17 protein-coding genes are annotated in these 18,971 nt (G+C 59.3%); 6 read left to right on the top strand and 11 right to left on the bottom strand.

What is annotated here, in order from left to right; all coding sequences use genetic code 11:
• Nucleotides 1–23: 23 nt before the first annotated feature.
• The 8 genes from selB to fdnG all read right to left on the bottom strand — a co-directional run bounded on the left by selB (nucleotide 24) and on the right by fdnG (nucleotide 10,276).
• Nucleotides 24–1,865 (bottom strand): selenocysteine-specific translation elongation factor, encoded by a 1,842-nt coding sequence (gene selB / locus ACGS9J_RS21450; RefSeq protein WP_442232774.1) that lies wholly within the window; start codon nucleotides 1,863–1,865, stop codon nucleotides 24–26.
• Nucleotides 1,862–3,253 (bottom strand): L-seryl-tRNA(Sec) selenium transferase, encoded by a 1,392-nt coding sequence (selA, locus tag ACGS9J_RS21445; protein ID WP_442232773.1) that lies wholly within the window; start codon nucleotides 3,251–3,253, stop codon nucleotides 1,862–1,864. The genes selB and selA overlap by 4 nt, the downstream gene beginning before the upstream one ends.
• A 66-nt stretch (nucleotides 3,254–3,319) precedes the next feature.
• On the bottom strand, nucleotides 3,320–3,925 hold the full coding sequence (locus tag ACGS9J_RS21440) for a glutathione S-transferase (RefSeq protein WP_442232772.1): 606 nt from the start codon (nucleotides 3,923–3,925) through the stop codon (nucleotides 3,320–3,322).
• Between the two features lie 34 nt (nucleotides 3,926–3,959).
• On the bottom strand, nucleotides 3,960–4,607 hold the full coding sequence (locus ACGS9J_RS21435; RefSeq protein ID WP_442232771.1) for a DcrB-related protein: 648 nt from the start codon (nucleotides 4,605–4,607) through the stop codon (nucleotides 3,960–3,962).
• Nucleotides 4,608–4,755: 148 nt separating this feature from the next.
• Nucleotides 4,756–5,685, bottom strand: a complete 930-nt coding sequence (fdhE, locus tag ACGS9J_RS21430) for a formate dehydrogenase accessory protein FdhE (RefSeq protein ID WP_442232770.1) — start codon at nucleotides 5,683–5,685, stop codon at nucleotides 4,756–4,758.
• Nucleotides 5,685–6,320 carry a formate dehydrogenase cytochrome b556 subunit gene (gene fdoI, locus ACGS9J_RS21425; RefSeq protein WP_442232769.1) on the bottom strand — a complete coding sequence of 212 codons (636 nt, stop codon included), beginning with the start codon at nucleotides 6,318–6,320 and terminating at the stop codon, nucleotides 5,685–5,687. The genes fdhE and fdoI overlap by 1 nt, the downstream gene beginning before the upstream one ends.
• Entirely contained in the window at nucleotides 6,317–7,216 is a 900-nt protein-coding gene (gene fdxH / locus ACGS9J_RS21420; protein WP_442232768.1) for a formate dehydrogenase subunit beta, read from the bottom strand. The genes fdoI and fdxH overlap by 4 nt, the downstream gene beginning before the upstream one ends.
• A gap of 12 nt (nucleotides 7,217–7,228) precedes the next feature.
• Complete coding sequence (fdnG, locus tag ACGS9J_RS21415) at nucleotides 7,229–10,276, bottom strand: formate dehydrogenase-N subunit alpha (protein WP_442232767.1); 3,048 nt, start codon at nucleotides 10,274–10,276, stop codon at nucleotides 7,229–7,231.
• Between the two features lie 154 nt (nucleotides 10,277–10,430).
• Here fdnG and fdhD point away from each other — a divergent pair, with 154 nt between their 5' ends.
• The 5 genes from fdhD (at nucleotide 10,431) to ACGS9J_RS21390 (ending at nucleotide 15,707) form a co-directional block, all read left to right on the top strand.
• The gene (fdhD, locus tag ACGS9J_RS21410) at nucleotides 10,431–11,249 is read left to right on the top strand and encodes a formate dehydrogenase accessory sulfurtransferase FdhD (RefSeq protein ID WP_442232815.1); all 819 of its coding nucleotides are present in this window, start codon (nucleotides 10,431–10,433) and stop codon (nucleotides 11,247–11,249) included.
• 126 nt (nucleotides 11,250–11,375) lie between these two features.
• Nucleotides 11,376–11,996, top strand: a complete 621-nt coding sequence (gene sodA, locus ACGS9J_RS21405) for a superoxide dismutase [Mn] (protein WP_442232766.1) — start codon at nucleotides 11,376–11,378, stop codon at nucleotides 11,994–11,996.
• 125 nt (nucleotides 11,997–12,121) lie between these two features.
• The gene (locus ACGS9J_RS21400; RefSeq protein ID WP_442232765.1) at nucleotides 12,122–14,050 is read left to right on the top strand and encodes a methyl-accepting chemotaxis protein; all 1,929 of its coding nucleotides are present in this window, start codon (nucleotides 12,122–12,124) and stop codon (nucleotides 14,048–14,050) included.
• A gap of 93 nt (nucleotides 14,051–14,143) precedes the next feature.
• Nucleotides 14,144–14,815: a 6-hydroxyaminopurine reductase gene (yiiM, locus tag ACGS9J_RS21395; RefSeq protein ID WP_442232764.1), complete on the top strand. Its 672-nt coding sequence runs from the start codon at nucleotides 14,144–14,146 to the stop codon at nucleotides 14,813–14,815.
• A 112-nt stretch (nucleotides 14,816–14,927) separates the two neighbouring features.
• Nucleotides 14,928–15,707 (top strand): class I SAM-dependent methyltransferase, encoded by a 780-nt coding sequence (locus ACGS9J_RS21390; RefSeq protein ID WP_442232763.1) that lies wholly within the window; start codon nucleotides 14,928–14,930, stop codon nucleotides 15,705–15,707.
• Nucleotides 15,708–15,738: 31 nt separating this feature from the next.
• Here ACGS9J_RS21390 and ACGS9J_RS21385 read toward each other — a convergent pair whose 3' ends face one another.
• The gene (locus ACGS9J_RS21385; protein WP_442232762.1) at nucleotides 15,739–16,101 is read right to left on the bottom strand and encodes a YibL family ribosome-associated protein; all 363 of its coding nucleotides are present in this window, start codon (nucleotides 16,099–16,101) and stop codon (nucleotides 15,739–15,741) included.
• 71 nt (nucleotides 16,102–16,172) lie between these two features.
• Nucleotides 16,173–17,639, bottom strand: a complete 1,467-nt coding sequence (locus ACGS9J_RS21380) for an aminotransferase-like domain-containing protein (protein ID WP_442232761.1) — start codon at nucleotides 17,637–17,639, stop codon at nucleotides 16,173–16,175.
• Between the two features lie 139 nt (nucleotides 17,640–17,778).
• Between ACGS9J_RS21380 and ACGS9J_RS21375 the strand changes: the two genes are divergently transcribed.
• Nucleotides 17,779–18,387 carry a LysE family translocator gene (locus ACGS9J_RS21375; RefSeq protein ID WP_442232760.1) on the top strand — a complete coding sequence of 203 codons (609 nt, stop codon included), beginning with the start codon at nucleotides 17,779–17,781 and terminating at the stop codon, nucleotides 18,385–18,387.
• Here the strand turns inward: ACGS9J_RS21375 and ACGS9J_RS21370 are convergent.
• The gene (locus ACGS9J_RS21370; RefSeq protein WP_262241994.1) at nucleotides 18,384–18,935 is read right to left on the bottom strand and encodes an MltR family transcriptional regulator; all 552 of its coding nucleotides are present in this window, start codon (nucleotides 18,933–18,935) and stop codon (nucleotides 18,384–18,386) included. The two genes, ACGS9J_RS21375 and ACGS9J_RS21370, sit on opposite strands and share 4 nt — an antisense overlap.
• Nucleotides 18,936–18,971 lie beyond the last annotated feature (36 nt).

Here is an 18,971-nt window from a genome sequence, read left to right as displayed (position 1 = left end):
TTCAAGCGGGGCAAATGCCCCGCTTACCCTCCAAAAAGACCACTGTCGCGCAACAGGTGCTGGTTGCCCTTGCGCCGGGTAAATCCGCTGCGGTCGAAGAATTCGAGCACCTGAATGGCCAGTTTACGGCCCACGCCGAGCCGGTCGCGGAAATCGGCGGCGTTGGCGCTGCCCTGCGTCTCATCCAATTCACGGATCAACGCGGCGAACTGTTCAATGCGTTGGCTAAGATAGTAACGATCGACCACCACCGCCGTGACGTGCCCCAACTGAGCGGCTTTACGCAGCGTTGCCCGCACTCGAGCCTCGTCCTCGCCCAACTCGACAGCCAGATCGCGCACCCACCCGGCCTCGTCGCCAAACAGCGGCTCAATACGGGCCCACAGGATCTGTTCTTCAGCGCTGAACGCCAAACCGTGCTCCGGCAGGTGCAGCCAGCCACGCGTATTGCTGAGTAAACCGGCGGCCAGCAGCCGATCGATCATCATAAACACCAGCGACTCAGAAAGTTGTGGCAGAGCCATGCGCCGCAGGCGCGCCCGCCCCAGACCGAGCTGATCGGCATGCTGCTGGTGATATTCGGCCAAGACTTGCAACAGGCGCTGTTGGCCCTGCTGCACATTCTCCTGCGCCAACGCCATATCACCGGCCACCAGCAGTTCATGGTCCGCCAACAGCGCCGCCAGCGGGCTTTCGGGCAGCTGTCGCGCCCAGGCAAAGGCCGTCAGATCCAGTGCGCCCTTGGGCAAATGCAGTGCCAGCACCTGCCGGTCATCGTCGGCCTGCGCCAGCGCCGCCAGCCAGGCCAAATACTCCGGTTGGCGCTTGCCCCGCTTGGGCGTCGTCAGACTCAACACCCTGGCACCGCCAAGGGTTTGCCGCGCGCCAATATCGCGCAGCACCAGCCGGTCGTTTTCCGCCAGCCACAGCGGACGATCGAGGATTAATTCCGCCAGCCCTGCCCCCAGCAGCGATATTCTCCCGGTGATATGGCTGGCAGCATGATGCAAATGCAGCGGTTGCCAGTGGCGAATTGGCAGATCCGTCTCCAGGGCGACCAGAATTCGCTCGGCCGCCATCTGCGGCCTTTGCGCCAACAACCAATCGCCGCGCGCCACCTGCTCTTTGCTGACGTCGCCGCTGATATTCAGAGCAATGCGCTGCCCGGCCTGCGCTTGCTCGGCCGGCTGGTTTTGGGCGTGCAGGCCCCGTACCCGCACCGGGATATCGGCGCCGGTCAGCCACAGCGAGTCGCCCACCGCTACCTGCCCACCCAGCGCGGTACCGGTCACCACCAGACCGGCACCTTTCACACTGAACGCGCGGTCCACCGCCAGGCGGAAGCGGCGCGTTACCGCATGCTCATCGGGCTGCAACGCCAGCAGGTGGGCGCGCAACGCATCGATGCCCTGAGTCTGCAACGCGGCAGTGACGAACATCGGTACCTGCTGCCAGCCCTGCTGCGCCAGTTCGTCGACAAGCTGTTGCCGTACCTCATCGACCCGCGCCTCATCGACCCTATCGGCCTTGGTCAACGCCACCGTCAACGCCGGGTGACCACTCAACCGCAGGATCGCCAGATGTTCGCGAGTTTGCGCCATCACGCCGTCGTCGCAGGCCACCACCAGCAAGGCATGGTCGATACCGCCCACCCCCGCCAGCATATTGGCGAGGAATTTTTCATGACCAGGCACGTCGATAAAGCCCAGCACCCGGCCATCGGGCTGCGGCCAGTAGGCATAACCCAGATCTATGGTCATGCCACGGCGTTTCTCTTCCGGCAGGCGATCCGCGTTGATCCCGGAGATCGCTTGCAACAGGGTGGTTTTGCCATGATCGACATGACCGGCAGTAGCAATAATCATGCGACCAGTGCCTCAATCAGCGCGTCTTCCTGCTCCAGGCAACGCAGATCAAGCCACAGTCTGCCGTCATTAATCCGCCCAATCACCGGCTGCGGCAGACGGCGCCAGCGTTCCGCCAGTGCTTCCAACGTCGCGCCACGGCCATCAAGCGGAGTAAAGGTCAGTGCATAGCTGGGCAGTCGATCGACCGGCAACGAACCGCTGCCGATTTGCGACCAGCAGGGTTCGGCCCGCAGTTGGAAATGCCCGGAGAACTTCGGCGTCAGTGCCTGCAACAGGCGCTCGGCAGAATCCTGCATCGCCTGCTGTGGGCGGGTCAACAGCCGCAGCGTCGGCAGCTGCTGCGCCAACAGTTCGGGTTGCTGATAGAGCCGCAAGGTCGCCTCCAGTGCCGCTAACGTCAGTTTGCCGACGCGCAACGCCCGCTTTAAAGGATGCTGCTGCAGCCGGGCGATCAGCGCCTTTTTACCGACGATGATGCCGGCCTGCGGGCCACCGAGCAGCTTGTCACCGGAGAAAGTCACCAGATCTACCCCGGCGGCCAGCAACCGCTGCGGCATCGGTTCTGCCGGCAGACCGTACTGGGCCATATCAATCAACGAGCCGCTGCCCAGATCGGTGGCAGTCGGCAGGCCCTGCTCGGCACCAAGCTGCGCCAGGTCGGCTTCATCCACCGCAGCGGTAAAGCCCTGAATGCTGTAATTGCTGGTATGCACCTTCATCAGCAACCCGGTTTGTTCGTTAATCGCATTGCGGTAGTCTTTCAGATGGGTGCGGTTGGTCGTACCGACCTCGACTAACTGACAGCCCGCCTGGCGCATCACGTCAGGGATGCGGAACGCACCGCCAATTTCCACCAGTTCGCCACGCGACACCACCACCTGTTTGCCGGGGGCAATCGCCGCCAGCATCAGCAGCACCGCGGCCGCGTTGTTATTGACGATGCAGGCGTCTTCCGCGCCGGTCAGTTGACACAGTAAATCCGCCACCGCGCGATCACGGTGTCCTCGTCCCGCGCCATCCAGATCGTATTCCAGCGTCACCGCCGCGCCCATGGAGTGGGTCACTGCCTCTATCACCGGTTGTGCCAGCAGGGCGCGGCCGAGGTTGGTGTGCAACACGGTGCCGCTCAGGTTGAATACCGGCGCCAATGCCGGACGCTGCCATTGATCCAGCCCGGCGCGCAGCGCCTGCGCCCAGTCGCCGCACCAGTCGGGCAGCCGTTGATGGTGTTTAATGGTTTCACGCGCCTGCAACTGTAGCCGACGCAGCAATTCGCCAATCAGCGTCTGGCCGTGCTGCTCAACCAAGGGTTCGATAGCGGGATCGCGCAACAGGCGATCAATGGCGGGTAACTGGCTGTAAAGAAGCTGGGATTCAGTGCTCATGGTCGCTCGGTTTCAGTGTAGAGATCTCGCATCAAGTAAAACCCCGCCGCAGCGGGGTGAGGAGAATCAGGGGGGCAAGGTGCGGGCAAAACTTTCGCGGGCAAACAGCCGCTCGGCCAGTGTGATCAGCGCCGGTCGCTCGACGCACCAGTTGGGCATGATGCGGCGGAAATTCAGGTAGCCCAGCGCACAGCCGGTCGCGATATCTGCCAGCGTCAGCGCTTCGGCATTGAGCAAGGTTTTTTCCTGCGCCAGTTTTTCCAGCGCATCCAGTCCGTGCGTCAGCTTGTCGCGCTGGCGCAAGATCCAGGTTTCATCCTGTTTTTCCGGCGCCCGTTTGCTCTCGCGAAACAGCGTCGCCGCGGCCTCGGTCACGCCATCAGCCAAGGCTTCTACTTGCCGAATGCCCAGTGCGGCTGCGCGGTCGGTGGGCAAAAACGCCGGGGCCACGGACAGCAGTTCGAGGTATTCGGCTATCACCCGCGAGTCGTAAAACACGGCGCCGTCATCAGCCACCAGCACCGGCACCTTGGCCAGGGGGTTCAGCTCGACCACCCGGCTGCCCGGTTCATACGGCGGATCGTTAACGAATTCGAACGCAATCCCCTTTTCCAGCAGCATCACGGAAATCTTGCGGACAAAAGGGCTGGTGTAACTGCCAATAAGCTTCATCAGTCTTCCCCTCGGCTTGCAAACCACAGCGTTGTTATTTCACCGCCAGCGTGTCGATAACCTTCTGAACCAGTGCCTGATGCGCCTCCGGCGTTTTGGCCGGCGACAGCATTTGCAACGTCACCACCCGCTTATTGAACACCGTCAACATGAGGGTAGACACCACCTTCTGCCCGCTGACGCTCTGCTCGGTATCCAGCCGATGGAACTTCTGCTTGCCGACGGTGAAATTCTCTTCTTTGGTGGTCTGAATATTTTGATAACGATCAGCCAGTTCGGTGATCATGCTCTGCGTCAGATCTTTGAGCATTTTATCGCTGCCGTTGAGCTTCATGCCGTCAGGCGGGATCACTTCGGAAGACACAGTACTTTGGCGCGATTTCCCATCGAGAAAACGCTGAATGGTGGATTGGCTGTCGTTAACGATGCCGCTGTTCTCGGTCTGATCGCTAAAGCCCGGCGGCAGTTCAAAGGTAATCTTGCCCTTTTGCATCGAAACTTTCAGCCCCGGCGGCACTGCCGGCTGGGTTTCCACCACCGGCGGTGGCGGTGCAGGTTGTGTCACGGTCGGCTTGGTATCCGGCTTGGGTATCTCCGGCTTGGTATCGTCCTTGTTGTCACAGGCTGCCAGCCCGACGGCTAACACAGCAACCGCAGTGAATTTCGCAATGGTCTTCAACATCGTCTGTCCCTTTCCTTTCGCTTCGCGCGTCATTGCGTAAACGTAGCAACTCGCCCGTTCGAATGCCAGGATCCCAGTCTGAAATTAATCATCCGGTTAATCATATGGGCCGAATATATTCAGCCCATGAACTCAGTCTGCGGCGATCTTACGAACCCGGGAACAGGAACGGATTGATGCTGCTGCGGGCAAAGCCTTCGTCTTCCATTTTGGCGTCGAGCACCAGCGTGGCCAAATCGTCGGCGACCGCTTCAACCTGCGGGTCTTTTTCCTGATACAGAATCTTCAGGTAAGTGCCGCAGTCACCGCAGCTTTCGGCCTTCACCGACGCCAGTTCGCTGTCCAGCGACCAATAGTTGAGATCACGGGTCTGCTCGCAGTTGCTGCATTTGATCCGCACCACGTGCCACTCGCTTTCGCACAGGTTGCAGTGCAAATAACGCAGGCCGCTGACGGTGCCGATATGCACCACGCTGGAGACCGGGATGCTGCCGCACACCGGGCAGAATTGACGGTGTTCGCCATATTCGGCACGCGCCTTGCCGGGGATCTGGCTTGCCATTTGCGCCCAATAGAGCGACAGCGCAGCCCAGATGAACGGCGCTTTTTCACTGCCGATCTTGCCGAAATCCTGGTTGAGCAACGCGTCGGCCAGCAACTCCAGCTCGTGCGCCGAAGCCTTTTCCAGGTTATCCAGCACCGCCAGAATGTGCTCCGGCGCCTGCGGGCGCAGCTCGGCAATCAGCGATGTCAGCAACCGGTGCCAGTGTTGGCTACGCGGAAAAACGCTCAGATCCAGCGGCGGCTTGCCACTGTCTGCACCCTGCTGCAGGACTTCGGTAAGATCAAGCGTCAGCGGGTTGTCGTGCAACGCATGGTGCTGCGCTTCGGCCAGCTGAGCGGCGAAGTTCAGGTAGTCGCCCAGCGGGTTATCGGTCGCCAACTTGCGCAGGCGTTCGGCGCGGCGGCTGTACAGGCTTTTCAGATTAGCGAAAAGTAACGGCGGGATGGTTTCCGCCGTTGTGGACTTCTCGCGCTGTGCCCCTAACTGCTCTTTAGGAACGATGCGGATGCTCATCAGGGTTTGTCTTCCTGTTGTTTCTCGCGGACCTCTCGGTACCAACGCGGGTGATGTTTTTTAGCCCAGGCCGCCGGTACCCAGCCTTCCACCATCGCGGTAATGGTGCCTTTTACCCACAGAGCGGCGTAAATGTGCACCATAATCACGATGATCAGACCGACCGCAGCCAGCGAATGCACCAGCAGCGCGATGCGGATCAGCGGTATCGGGAACGACGGCGCAAAGTAAGGCCGCCAGATCACCACACCGCTGGCCAACAGCAGCACCAGGCTAATGATTGCCGCCCAGAATACGCACTTCTGACCGAAATTATAACGCCCGGTGTCACCCACTTCCTCGTTCATGGCGATTTTATGGATGTTTTTGGCCCAGACGATATCCTCGCGGTTGATCAGATTATGCTTCCAGTAGCGCAGGAACATCAGCAGGAAGGCCGCAAACATGATCACCCCGACAAAGGGGTGCAGAATGCGCGCCAGCTGCGGCGTACCGAAAATGTTCATCAACCAGTTGAAGGAGGGGAAGAAGAACCCCAGCCCGCTGATGGCGGCGAACACAAAGCAGAACGCCACAATCCAGTGGTTAATCCGCTCCGGCGCGCTGTAGCGCTGAATACGCTTTTCCTTCCTCATTTGCGCGTCTCCTCATCGTGCAGCTCGTCGTTGTCTTCCTCTTCGACGCGGTTTGGCCCGACGCCGACGTAGTGGAATACGCTCGCTGCAAAGGTGGCGGCAAAGCCGATGGCCGCCAGGGGTTTCCACACGCCTTTCCAGAACGTGATCGCCGGGCTGATGGTCGGGTTCTCCGGCAAACCGTGATACAGCTGCGGTTTGTCGGCGTGGTGCAACACGTACATGACGTGCGTGCCGCCTACGCCCGCCGGATCGTACAGACCGGCGTTCTGATAACCACGGGTATTCAGCTCGCTGACACGATCGGCGGCAACCTGCTTCATCGCTTCCTTGGTGCCGAAATGGATAGCGCCGGTCGGACAGGTTTTCACACAGGCCGGCTCCTGGCCGACATCAACGCGGTCGACGCACAGGGTGCACTTGTACACACGGTTGTCGTCCTTGTTCATGCGCGGCACATCGAACGGGCAACCGGCGATGCAGTAACCGCAGCCGATACAGTGCTCGGACTGGAAGTCGACGATACCGTTGGCGTACTGAATGATCGCACCTTCGGATGGGCAGGCCTTCAGGCAGCCCGGATCGGCGCAGTGCATGCAACCGTCCTTGCGGATCAGCCACTCCAGCTTGCCGTTTTCCTCCACTTCGGAGAAGCGCATCACCGTCCACGACTTGGCGGTCAGATCGGCGGGGTTATCGTACACCCCGACGTTGTGCCCGACTTCGTCGCGGATGTCGTTCCATTCGGAACAGGCCACCTGACAGGCCTTGCAGCCGATACAGGTGGTGACATCGATCAGCTTGGCCACTTCTTCCTGGTGGTCACGGGCGCGTGGCGCCGGCGTGAAACCATTGGTGGCGGATTTACGAATGATGTCCTGAGATTGCATTGCCATAATTCGTCTCCGTTACACCTTTTCCACGTTAACCAGGAACGCCTTGAACTCCGGCGTTTGCGTGTTGGCGTCGCCGACAAACGGCGTCAGCGTGTTGGCAATAAAGCCTTTCTTCGCCACCCCTTCGTAACCCCAGTGGATCGGGATGCCGATGGTGTCGACCTCTTGGCCGTGCACCTGCAGGGTACGGATACGCTTGGTCACCACCGCCTTGGCCTTGATGTAGCCGCGGTTGGAGCTGACCTTCACGGTATCGCCGTGCTGGATGCCTTTTTTCGCCGCCAGTTTCTCGCCAATTTCCACAAACTGTTCCGGCTGCGCGATCGCATTAAGCAACGCGTGTTTGGTCCAGTAGTGGAAATGCTCGGTCAGACGATAGGTGGTGCCGACGTAAGGGAACTTGTCGGATTTGCCCATCGCGGCCAGATCGTCCTTGAACACTCGCGCCGCCGGGTTGGACACCACATTCGGGTGCAGCGGGTTGGTGCCGAGCGGCGTTTCGAACGGCTCGTAGTGTTCCGGGAACGGCCCTTCCGCCATTTTATCGGTGGCGAACAGGCGACCCATGCCTTCCGGCTGCATGATGAACGGCCCGACGTCACTGCCGGGTGCCGCAGCGCTGTAGTCCGGGATATCCACCCCGCCCCACTTGGCTCCGTCCCACTCCAGCAACTGACGTTTTGGATCCCAAGGTTTACCCTGCGGATCCGCCGAAGCACGGTTGTACAGGATGCGGCGGTTAAGCGGCCAAGCCCAGGCCCAGCCCAGCGTATTGCCGAGACCGGACGGATCGGCGTTATCACGCCGCGCCATCTGGTTACCGGCCGGCGTCCAGCTACCGGCGAAGATCCAGCAACCGCTGGCGGTAGTGCCGTCGTCACGCAGGTGAGCAAAGGTGCTGAGTTGCTCACCTTTTTTCGCCAACACTTTGCCGTCGGCATCAAGAATGTCCGCCAGAGCCTTACCGTTACTTTCCATCGCCACTTCTTCGGCCGCAGGGTTGTCCGGCGTCAGGTAATCCCAGGTCATGTTCAGCACCTGTTCCGGCACCGCACCGCCGTCGCGCGCATACATCTCACGCAGACGAGTGAAGATGCCCGCCAGGATTTCCCCGTCGTTCAGCGCTTCGCCCGGGGCATCGGCGCCCTTCCAGTGCCACTGCAGCCAGCGGCCGGAGTTGACGATCGAACCGTTTTCTTCGGCAAAGCAGGTGGACGGCAGGCGGAACACTTCGGTCTGAATCTTCGACGGATCGACGTCGTTGAACTCGCCGTGGTTCTGCCAGAAGTTGGAGGTCTCGGTGTTCAGCGGATCTATGGTCACCAGGAACTTCAGTTTGGACAGTGAAGCCACCACCTTGTTCTTGTTCGGGAACGACGCTACCGGGTTAAAGCCCTGGCAGAAGTAACCATTGACCTTACCTTGCGACATCATCTCGAAGTACTGCAGCACGTCGTAGCCTTTGTCCCACTTCGGCAGCCAGTCAAAGCCCCAGCTGTTGTCCTTCTGCGCCTTGTCGCCGTAGAAGCTCTTCATCATGCTGACGAAGAATTTCGGGTAGTTGCCCCAGTAGTTCACCTGCCCCGGCAGCAGCGCCTTCGGCGTGTTGGCTTTCAGGTAAGTGTCGAGATCCGGCTGCTTATCCGACGGCAACGTCATGTAGCCCGGCAGGCTCTGCGACAGCAGGCCCAGATCGGTCAGACCCTGGATATTGGAGTGGCCGCGCAGCGCGTTGACGCCGCCGCCCGCCATGCCCATGTTGCCGAGCAGCAGTTGGATCATCGCCATGGTACGGATGTTCTGCGCACCGACCGAGTGCTGAGTCCAGCCCAGGGCGTACAGGAACGACGCGGTTTTATCCGCCACGCAGGTTTCGGCGATGTATTCGCACACCTGGAGGAAATCTTCCTTCGGCGTGCCGCAAATGTTGGTCACCACCTCTGGCGTATAACGGCTGACGTGCTCCTTGAGCAGATTCCACACACAGCGCGGATCCTGCAGCGTGACGTCGCGCTTGGCGAAGCCGTTCTCGTCAAACTGGTAGTTCCAGGTGGTTTTGTCGTATTTGCGGTTTTCCGCGTCATAGCCGCTGAACAGGCCGTCGTCGAAGGCAAAGTCTTCCCGCACCAGCAGGCTGGCGTTGGTGTAGGCCTCGACGTATTCGCGGTTAATTTTGTTGTTGGTCATCAGGTACAGCAACACGCCCGACAGGAAAGCGATGTCGGTCCCGGAACGGATTGGCGTGTAGAAATCCGCCACCGATGCAGTACGGGTAAAGCGCGGATCGATAACGATCAGCTTGGCTTTATTGTGAATTTTGGCTTCCATCGCCCAGCGGAACCCCACCGGATGCGCTTCCGCCGCATTACCGCCCATGACGATAATCAGATTCGCGTTCTTGATATCAACCCAGTGGTTGGTCATCGCACCGCGACCAAATGTTGGAGCAAGACTTGCTACCGTTGGTCCGTGTCAGACACGCGCCTGGTTGTCTACGGCAAGCATGCCGAGAGCGCGACTAAATTTTTGCGACAAATAACCGGTTTCGTTGCTGGCGGCAGAGGCGCACAGCATGCCGGTGCTCAGCCAACGGTTGACGGTAACGCCCTGGTCGTTGGTTTTGATGAAGTTGGCGTCACGGTCTTCTTTCATCAGCTTGGCGATGCGGGTGAAGGCGTCGTCCCAGCTGATGCGCTGCCATTTGTCCGATCCTGGCGCACGGTATTCCGGGTATTTGAGGCGGCTTTCACTGTGGATGAAGTCGACCAGGCCGGCGCCTTTCGGGCAAAGCGCACCGCGGTTGACCGGGTGATCCGGATCCCCTTCAATGTGGAAAATGCTTTCTTTGGCGTTTTTGGCGCCATCACCAAGGCTGTACATCAACAGCCCACAGCCGACGGAACAATACGTACAGGTATTACGGGTTTCGCGGGCGCGCAGCAGTTTGTACTGCCGGGTCTCCGCCAACGCCACTTCCGGGGCAAAGCCCAGCGCAGCTACCGTCGTTCCTGCCATACCGCCAGCGCAGATCTTAAAGAACTGCCTTCTGCTGACCTGCATGGGGGTCTCCTTTCACTCTCGATTGTCACATTGTTTCAAATGGCGCTTTCCCCCTCGAAGCGGGAAGCGCTAAAATTACTGTTGTTTTTACGGCGGCAATATTACCACAGCGTGTATGTGGTTGTTACAAACAGGTGCCAGTTAAGTGAACAATATAAACCCAGACCCACACATAAATGAGACCCAGCTCACAGGGGTGACCCAGGCTCAGGTTTATCAACGCGGGCAACTCTCCACTGCACAGCAGGACTGGCTGGCGGAAGAAGTCCCGGTCGCGCTGGTCTATAACGGCATCTCTCACGTGGTGATGATGTGCACCCCCAAGGATCTGGAGGCCTTCGCCCTGGGTTTTTCCCTGTCGGAAGGCATCATCGAATCGCCGCGCGATATCTACAGTATAGAGATTAACCAAACCTGTAACGGACTGGAGGTGCAAATAGAGCTCTCCAGCCGCCGCTTTTCCGGTTTGAAGGAGCGCCGTCGCGCCATGGCAGGCCGCACCGGCTGCGGCGTATGCGGTATCGAACAGCTGGCGGATATTTTCCGTCCGCTGCCCGCGCTGCCGTTCACCCAGAGCTTCTCCCTCGCCAATCTTGACGGTGCATTGAAACAACTGCGGGCAGTGCAGGAGGTTGGGCAATTGACCGGCTGTACCCATGCCGCCGCCTGGTTGTCGCCCCAGGGAGCCATGCTCGGCGGATGTGAGGACGTGGGCCGTCATGTCGCGTTGGACAAGTTGCTTGGCGTACGCGCCAAACAGGGCTGGCAGCAAGGCGCGGTATTAACCTCCAGCCGTGCCAGTTATGAAATGGTGCAGAAGGCCGCGATGTGTGGCGTGGAGATTTTGTTCGTGGTGTCTGCGGCAACCTCGCTGGCGGTGGAGATCGCCGAGCGCAGCAACCTGACGCTGGTCGGCTTCAGCAAACCCGGCCGCGCCACAGTGTTTACCCACCCGCAGCGCCTTGTCGATTAACAAAGACCTCACAGTAAGTAGGGCATTGATAATCATTTTCAATATCATTTAAATAACTATAATGATCCGACTGCTTACGCGGTGCTCACACATTGCGCCGCCCATACACCACTGGAGATGATGATTATGAGTTATTCACTGCCATCCCTGCCGTACGCCTACGACGCACTGGAACCGCATTTCGACAAGCAGACGATGGAAATCCATCACACCAAACATCACCAGACCTACGTGAACAACGCCAACACCGTACTGGAAGCCTACCCAGAGCTGGCTCAATACAACGTTGAAGACCTGATCCAGGATCTGGATAAAGTGCCTGCTGACAAGCGCACCTTTATGCGTAACAACGCCGGCGGCCACGCTAACCACAGCCTGTTCTGGAAAGGCCTGAAAACCGGCACCACGCTGGGTGGCGATCTGAAAGCCGCTATCGAACGTGATTTCGGCAGCGTTGAGAAATTCCAGGAAGAGTTCGAGAAAGCCGCAGCGACTCGCTTCGGTTCAGGTTGGGCCTGGCTGGTACTGAAAGGCGACAAACTGGCCGTGGTGTCTACCGCTAACCAGGACAGCCCGCTGATGGGCGAAGCCGTTGCCGGCGCTTCAGGCTTCCCAATCGTGGGCCTGGACGTGTGGGAACACGCTTACTACCTGAAATATCAGAACAAACGTCCAGACTACATCAAGGCATTCTGGAACGTGGTTAACTGGGATGAAGCCGCAGCACGCTTCGCAGCGAAGAAGTAATTCGCCCCCCGGTTGTGAATATGCCCGCGTGATGCGGGCATTTTTTTGCCAAAAATCCGCTAAAGTTTAACCGCCCTTTGCCGATGATTTGTTCAATTGACGTTCGCCCGGAAAGGAAAATCATTATGGCGGCATTGCAAACACTGGCAGGAAAGTTCGTTCATCTCACCGTGGGTAAAAAGCTCGGCCTCGGTTTTGGCCTGATGCTGTTGCTGACGGCAATCATCGCCGGGACCGGCGCACAGTATCTGCATATCATCGAATCCCGCGCCGATCGCATCGACTTCAGCAACCGGCTGAATGACGAGATCAATCAAGCCAAATACAACCGCGCGCTGTTCGGCCAAACCTATAAGCCGGAATACCTGAAAAATAACCGCACCAATATCGAAAATGCGGTGAAGATGATTAACCAGGGCCAGGATTTGGACTGGGATCCCCAAAGCCGCAAAGACCTGCAGCGTTTGGTGGCGCTGATCGGCCGCTACCAGCAGCAGCAAAACGCTTTCGAGAAGGCGGTGGCGGCAAAGGATGCCGTGCGCCAGAGCTGGAACATGTCGGAAGTGCAAGACAGCCTGAACCAGGTAGAACGCCAGCTTACTCATGGCGACCTGCAACTGGCCTTCATTCAGTTGAACCAAAAATTAACCCTGGTGCGCTACGGCGCTCGCGGCCTGTTGTTGAGCCTGAACAGCAAGTCCGAAGCGCCGCTGATGACGGCGATAGATGACGCACGCAGCGCGGCGAATGCGCTCAGCCAACGGCTCAACGACGCTCAGCGCCCCCTGCTGCAACCGCTGCTGATCGCGCTGGATGACTACAAAAACCGTATCGAAGCCTATCTGCCGGCCTATCAGCAGGAGCAAAAAATCAGCCAACAGTTGGGCAGCAGCGCGCAGGAAATCGGCACGTTGGTCAACGCCTTCATGCAGGACGAACTGACGCAAATCCATAACGATATCAACACCGCGCAGCTGCAAATGGGCATCACTACGCTGATCGCCATCATCGCCGGGTTGCTGATCGCCTGGCGCATCACGTTGCAAATTACCCGGCCGCTGCAAAGTACGCTGGCCCTGGCGGAACGCATCGCCAGTGGCGATCTGCGTCAGGCGCAGGCCAGCACCCGCCGCGATGAACTGGGGCAGTTGCTGAATGCCGTGGCGATCATGAGCCAGAACCTGCGCGATATGATTGAGAAAATCCAGATGGGCGTCAGCCAGGTGTCCACCGCCGCCGCCGAGATTGCCGCAGGCAACACCGATTTGTCCTCACGTACCGAGCAGCAGGCCGCTGCGGTGGAAGAAACCGCCGCCAGCATGGAACAACTGACGGCCACGGTGAAACAGAACGCCGAAAACGCCCATCATGCCAATCAGTTGGCCACTGACGCCTCACAGACTGCCCAGCAGGGGGGCAAACTGGTGGAAAACGTCGTCAGCACCATGCGCGACATTTCCAGCAGTTCGCAGCGAATCGCCGAAATTACTACCCTGATCAACGGTATTGCCTTCCAGACCAATATTCTGGCGCTCAACGCGGCGGTAGAAGCAGCGCGTGCCGGTGAACAGGGCCGTGGCTTCTCGGTGGTGGCCAGTGAGGTGCGCAACCTGGCGCAACGCAGTGCTCAGGCGGCAAAAGAGATCGAAGGGTTGATTACCGAATCGGTCAGTCGGGTACAAACCGGCACCACTCTGGTGGAAAACACCGGCAACACCATGGAGCAGATCGTTCTGTCGGTCACCCACGTGCGCGATATCATGGCTGAGATCGCCGCCGCCTCCGACGAGCAGACGCGCGGCATCGCCCAGATCGGTCAGGCTATTGTCGAAATGGATCACACCACTCAGCAGAACGCCGCCTTGGTGGAAGAGTCAGCCGCGGCTGCCGACTCGCTGGAAGAACAGGCAGAAATGCTGCTGCAGAGCGTCTCGGTGTTCCGTCTGGCGGAGCATCCGGCCCCTGTTGCCGCGAAAGGGACAGCGGCCAGGGCGCCCCAGGTGAAGAAACCCGCCGCCGGCACGCCAGAGGAAGATAACTGGACCACCTTCTGACGCTCACCCGCCCGAAACCTCTCGGGCGGGTTATTGTTCCCCGCGACCAACTCAGGCTATGCTGATCCTTCGACGCGAGACAAGGAGGCGCATATGCATCACCCCGAGGTTTACATCGGCCCTGTCCAACCCTACGAGGGCGGGCGGCCCAGCGGCATCGCCAAACGTTTGGTGGACGGTGCAATCAAGCTGTCGCCACTCGGCCTGGAAGGCGATGAGCAGGCGGAGAAAAGCTACCACGGCGGGCCTGACCGCGCGCTGTGCCACTACCCCCGTGAGTATTACCAACACTGGCGCGAGCAGTTCCCGGAGCAGGCGGAACAATTCTGTGCACCGGCTTTTGGTGAAAATATTTCCACCCAGGGACTGACCGAACATAACGTATTTATGGGCGATATCTTCCGCTGGGGCGAAGCCCTGATCCAGGTCACCCAACCGCGCTCTCCCTGCTTCAAGCTCAACTACCATTTTGATATCGACGACATCTCGGTGCTGATGCAACAAAGCGGCCGTTGCGGCTGGCTGTACCGTGTGGTGTCTGCCGGCATGGTCAGCGGCGATCGTCCGCTGGAACTGGTGACGCGCAACAGCGATGTCTCCGTCGCCGAGGCAATTGGCATCGCCTGGCATATGCCGTTTGATGAAGAGCAATATCGCCGTCTGCTGGCGGTGGCCGGGCTGTCCGCCAGTTGGAGCAAAACCATGGTGACGCGCATTAGCGAAGGTCGTATCGAAGATTTTAATCGCCGTTTGCTGGGCCGCTGAGAGGAACCGGCCGGCAATGAAAAACGTGGTTCAGAAGCCGCGTTAAGCTTTTTCACCGGCCTATACTGTGGTGCAACCCAACCGGTAACCTCTTTCAGGCAGGAGCAACGTTATGAACACGCCATCTCATTCGATCCACCCCGCCGCCGCCGTGGGCTATCAGGCCAATGCCGACAGCTACGTTAAAGGGCGGCCGGATTATCCACCGGAGATCGCTCTCTGGCTGCGCGATACCATTGGCCTGCACGCCGGGATGACGGTGATCGATCTCGGTGCCGGTACCGGCAAATTCACCCCGCGCCTGCTGGAAACCGGTGCGCAGGTGATCGCCGTTGAACCGGTAGCGCAGATGCTGGAAAAACTGGCGGCCGCGCTGCCGCAGGTGAAAACCTTGGCAGGCACCGCAGAGTCGATCCCGCTGCCGGATGAGTCGGTCGATGCGGTGGTCTGCGCGCAGTCCTTCCACTGGTTCGCCACACCGCAGGCATTGGCCGAGATCCAACGTATCCTCAAGCCCGGCGGCAAACTTGGCCTGGTGTGGAACATGCGCGATGCGCGCGTGGGCTGGGTGCGTAAACTGAATCAGATTGTCGACCGTCACGAAGGCGACGCACCGCGTTTTTACACCGGTGAATGGCGTAAATTTTTCCCGTTCAAAGGGTTAGATGCGCTGCAGGAGCAGGTGTTTATGCTCGGCCACCAGGGCGCGGTAGAAGATGTGATTTATAACCGGGTGCGCTCGACCAGCTTTATCGCCGCCTTGCCGCCACAGCAGCAGGAACAGGTGATCGATCAGATTAGACAGTTAGTGGCAGAGGAAGGGGAATTGCAGGGCAAAGAAACCGTCACCGTGCCCTATCAGACCAAGGCGTATTTCACCACCAAGCGATGAAAGCCGGGCGCCACAGACGGCGCCCTGGCAATCAGAAGGCTTTTCTGGCGTAGCCGGTGACCACTTTCAGGCCCATTTCACGGCCCAGAGCGGTCATTGGGTGCACCACGATCAGGCCGCGCACGTTTTTCTTCAACGTGCCCATATCCGCCTGTTCTTTCTTGGTGATTTCACGGCTGAACGGCAGTTGGCTCAGCTTTTGTGCTTCTGCGCTCAGCTTTTCAACACGCACGCCTTTCAGGCGTTCGATTTCCGCCGCCAACTTCTCTTTTTCTTTGATGTGTTGGGCAATCAGATCGGTATTGCCCTGTTGGATCACCAGGGTATCTTTGTGATTCAGTGCGTCCAGCAGGTCGCTAAGGCGCTTGATCTCTGCCTTTTCTATCTCTTTCATGGTTTCTGGCCTGTTGTGCCTGTCGGCACGCTAATCAATGATGCCCACATTGTAGCAAAATGCGCGCGGCGTTACCCGTCTTGCGCAATGCCCGGCGGCAAGCCGCACATCTCGCAGGCTTTGGCACCGACACGCGCCAGCGCCTGGCTGTAACGTGCGTTAAACGGATAGCAGCAAGACAGCCGCAGTGCGTTGCGATAGCGGCCGCTGGGTGAATACAGCGTGCCCGGCGTCAGGCAGATCTGCTCCTCCAGCAACTGGTGGAACAGCGCTACGCTGTCGACTCCGTCCGGAAACTCCACCCAGAACACAAATCCCCCCGCCGGCTGCGTGGCGCGGGTGCCCCGAGGAAAGTGACGCGCAATCAGCGCTCGCGCCTCATCCACCTGAGCGGCATAGCGCTTGCGCAGGTTACGCAGGTGATGATCGTAGCCGCCGGTTTCCAGGAACATCGCCAGGGTTTCCGACAGCAATTGCGACTCGGACATCGACGACACCGCCTTCAGCTTGCGCAACGCGTCGTTGAAACGGCCGCCGCTGATCCAGCCGATGCGAAAATCCGGCGCCAGCGTCTTGGTAAAACTGGAGCAAAACAGCACCCAACCGTCACGATCGAAGGACTTCACCGCCGGGGAGAGCGCGCCGCCGAACTGGATCTCCGCGTACAGTCCGTCCTCAATTAACGGCACCTGATGATCGTTCATCAGCCGGGCCAGGCGTTTTTTCGCCGCCAGTGGCATGGTGCAGCCCAGCGGGTTCTGCACCGTCGGCATGGCGATCACCGCGTTCAGCCGCTTCTCATTCAGCAACAGCTCCAGCGCGTCCAGCGACAGGCCGTGTTGCGGATCGGTAGGGATTTCCAGCGCCTTCAGCCCCAGACTGGCCAGCAGCGGCAACAGGTAAAAATAGGTCGGCGACTCCAGCCCAACGCAGTCGCCCGGTTTGGTAGTCACCCGCAGCGCCAGTTGCAACGCTTCCATGCAGCCATGCGTCAGCGTGATGTCGCCCGGCTCCAGCAGCATGCCCAACGTCATCGAACGACGCGTGATCTGCTGACGCAATCGCAGGCTGCCTGGCGGCAGCGCGTACTGGCCGATCAGGTTCGGCTGGCGGCGTAGTTGCGACGACAGCATCCGTCCCAACTTGCCACCGGGATAGAAATCAGAGGTCTGCGGACAGGCCAGCGAAAGGTTGGTGAATGCCGGATTCTGCTGGGCAGCGAACACGGTGTCGATCAACGCCAGTACATCGTCCGCCGGTGGCTCTATTCGGCTGCTGGTCGGCGACGCGGCCTTGAGTGCTGGTAAGGTGTTACACACATAAAAACCCGACTGTGGCCGGGCCTCTATCAATCCGCGATCTTCCAGCGTGCGGTAGGCCGCCACCACGGTATTGATGCTGACGCTATGGGTTTGCGCGCAACGGCGCACCGAAGGCAAACGGCTGCCGGGCAGCAGCGTGCCGCGGCGAATGGCTTCCGCCAGCGTATCCGCCAGTTGCTGGTAACGCGTTTCCGGCATTTCATCGAGCAGGGTCACAGTTTGTCTCCAGGTGATGGGTACAGTTTAATATTGATGCAACTGTATCCATGACAATAGCTTGTTTCTGGTTCTGTCACCATCGCTCGGCAGGTTTTATGCTGGTTCCCTTGCTCCCAAGTCTTTTAAGGAACCCGCTATGCTGGACTCTGCCTTTATCAGTTATGTCACCGTAATGTCGATCACTCCTGGCCCCAACAACCTGCTGCTGGCGTCATCCGGGGTGAACTTTGGCCTGCGCCGCACCCTGCCGATGGTATTCGGCATCAGCGTCGGTTGTGCGGTGCAACTGGCTCTGACCACCACCCTGCTGGCGCTGATCCTGAGTTGGGCCGGAATGATCCGCTTTCCGTTGGCGGTGATCGGCTGTACCTATCTGCTGTGGCTGTCCTGGAAACTGTTCAGGGCCGCGTCGCCGGACAGTAAACAGCAGGCGCAACCCATGCGCCTAATCAACGGTGCACTGTTCCAGGCCGTGAATCCCAAAGCCTGGCTGATGGCGATTAACGTCGCCATCCTGTTCACCCCACGGGAAGGTGCCAGCCTCGGTCATACGTTGATGATCATTGCTGCCTTTACCGCGTTGAACATCCCTTGCGTATTGGTCTGGGCGATGTTGGGCGATCGCCTGCGTGATGCACTGCGAGTGACCTGGAAACTGCGGTTGTTCAACGGTGTGATGGCGGGATTGATGGCAGCCACGGCGCTGTGGCTGTTGTTCGATGAGTGGCGTGCGGCCTTTGCTTAACTGCGGCCGAGAGGAGAAAGCCGGGAGGGTTGTTTAGCGCCAATGCCGGCAATCAGGTCGGTGACAGAAAGCACCATGGTGGAACGCAACACCTGCTGGTATCGCTGACGCTGCATGGCGATCAGCGATTCTTCCGCTTCGCCGGGCTGCAGGAAGGTTGGCACCGGCGGCAGCGCGGCCACGCAGTGCAACTCGCCGAACGGCCCGAGGATTTCATCATCGACAAAGCGGTATTCCGTCCCGTCATGGTTCAGCTCTTCACGCATCGCCATCAGCAGTTCGGCGTCTTCATATTCGTGACGGGAGATCACCCCCAGTCCGTACATCAGCTTCAGGCGCACCGACAGCTCACCCAGCGGACCGGCACCGGACAATAGCGGTTCGACGGCATACTTCACCGCATAATCGTCCTTGCGAAACACCTGCACCACCAGCACGTTGAGCGCTTCCGCCAGCAGCTCTACCGCTGCTATCAGGAAACTGCGCACCGTCTTGCCTGCGTTCAGCCTTTCCAGAACCTTATTTTCAAATGCCTGTGCTTCTTCCATCGTCGCTTTTCGAATGGCCTGGGTGGCGCCGTCAAT

Source organism: Serratia quinivorans, assembly GCF_052113645.1.
GTDB lineage: Bacteria > Pseudomonadota > Gammaproteobacteria > Enterobacterales > Enterobacteriaceae > Serratia > Serratia quinivorans_B.
The sequence above is the reverse complement of the archived record's forward strand: the minus strand, read 5'-3'. Positions and strand labels throughout refer to the sequence as shown.

Bases quoted from the DNA above. Each gene is read 5' to 3' on its own strand.
- ACGS9J_RS21400 (WP_442232765.1), top strand. From the start codon at position 12,122: ATGGCGGCATTGCAAACACTGGCAGGAAAGTTCGTTCATCTCACCGTG.
- yiiM (WP_442232764.1), top strand. From the start codon at position 14,144: ATGCATCACCCCGAGGTTTACATCGGCCCTGTCCAACCCTACGAGGGC.
- fdoI (WP_442232769.1), bottom strand. From the start codon at position 6,320: ATGAGGAAGGAAAAGCGTATTCAGCGCTACAGCGCGCCGGAGCGGATT.
- fdxH (WP_442232768.1), bottom strand. From the start codon at position 7,216: ATGGCAATGCAATCTCAGGACATCATTCGTAAATCCGCCACCAATGGT.
- selB (WP_442232774.1), bottom strand. From the start codon at position 1,865: ATGATTATTGCTACTGCCGGTCATGTCGATCATGGCAAAACCACCCTG.
- ACGS9J_RS21390 (WP_442232763.1), top strand. From the start codon at position 14,928: ATGAACACGCCATCTCATTCGATCCACCCCGCCGCCGCCGTGGGCTAT.
- ACGS9J_RS21375 (WP_442232760.1), top strand. From the start codon at position 17,779: ATGCTGGACTCTGCCTTTATCAGTTATGTCACCGTAATGTCGATCACT.
- selA (WP_442232773.1), bottom strand. From the start codon at position 3,253: ATGAGCACTGAATCCCAGCTTCTTTACAGCCAGTTACCCGCCATTGAT.
- ACGS9J_RS21370 (WP_262241994.1), bottom strand. From the start codon at position 18,935: ATGGAAGAAGCACAGGCATTTGAAAATAAGGTTCTGGAAAGGCTGAAC.
- fdhE (WP_442232770.1), bottom strand. From the start codon at position 5,685: ATGAGCATCCGCATCGTTCCTAAAGAGCAGTTAGGGGCACAGCGCGAG.
- ACGS9J_RS21440 (WP_442232772.1), bottom strand. From the start codon at position 3,925: ATGAAGCTTATTGGCAGTTACACCAGCCCTTTTGTCCGCAAGATTTCC.
- ACGS9J_RS21435 (WP_442232771.1), bottom strand. From the start codon at position 4,607: ATGTTGAAGACCATTGCGAAATTCACTGCGGTTGCTGTGTTAGCCGTC.
- sodA (WP_442232766.1), top strand. From the start codon at position 11,376: ATGAGTTATTCACTGCCATCCCTGCCGTACGCCTACGACGCACTGGAA.
- ACGS9J_RS21385 (WP_442232762.1), bottom strand. From the start codon at position 16,101: ATGAAAGAGATAGAAAAGGCAGAGATCAAGCGCCTTAGCGACCTGCTG.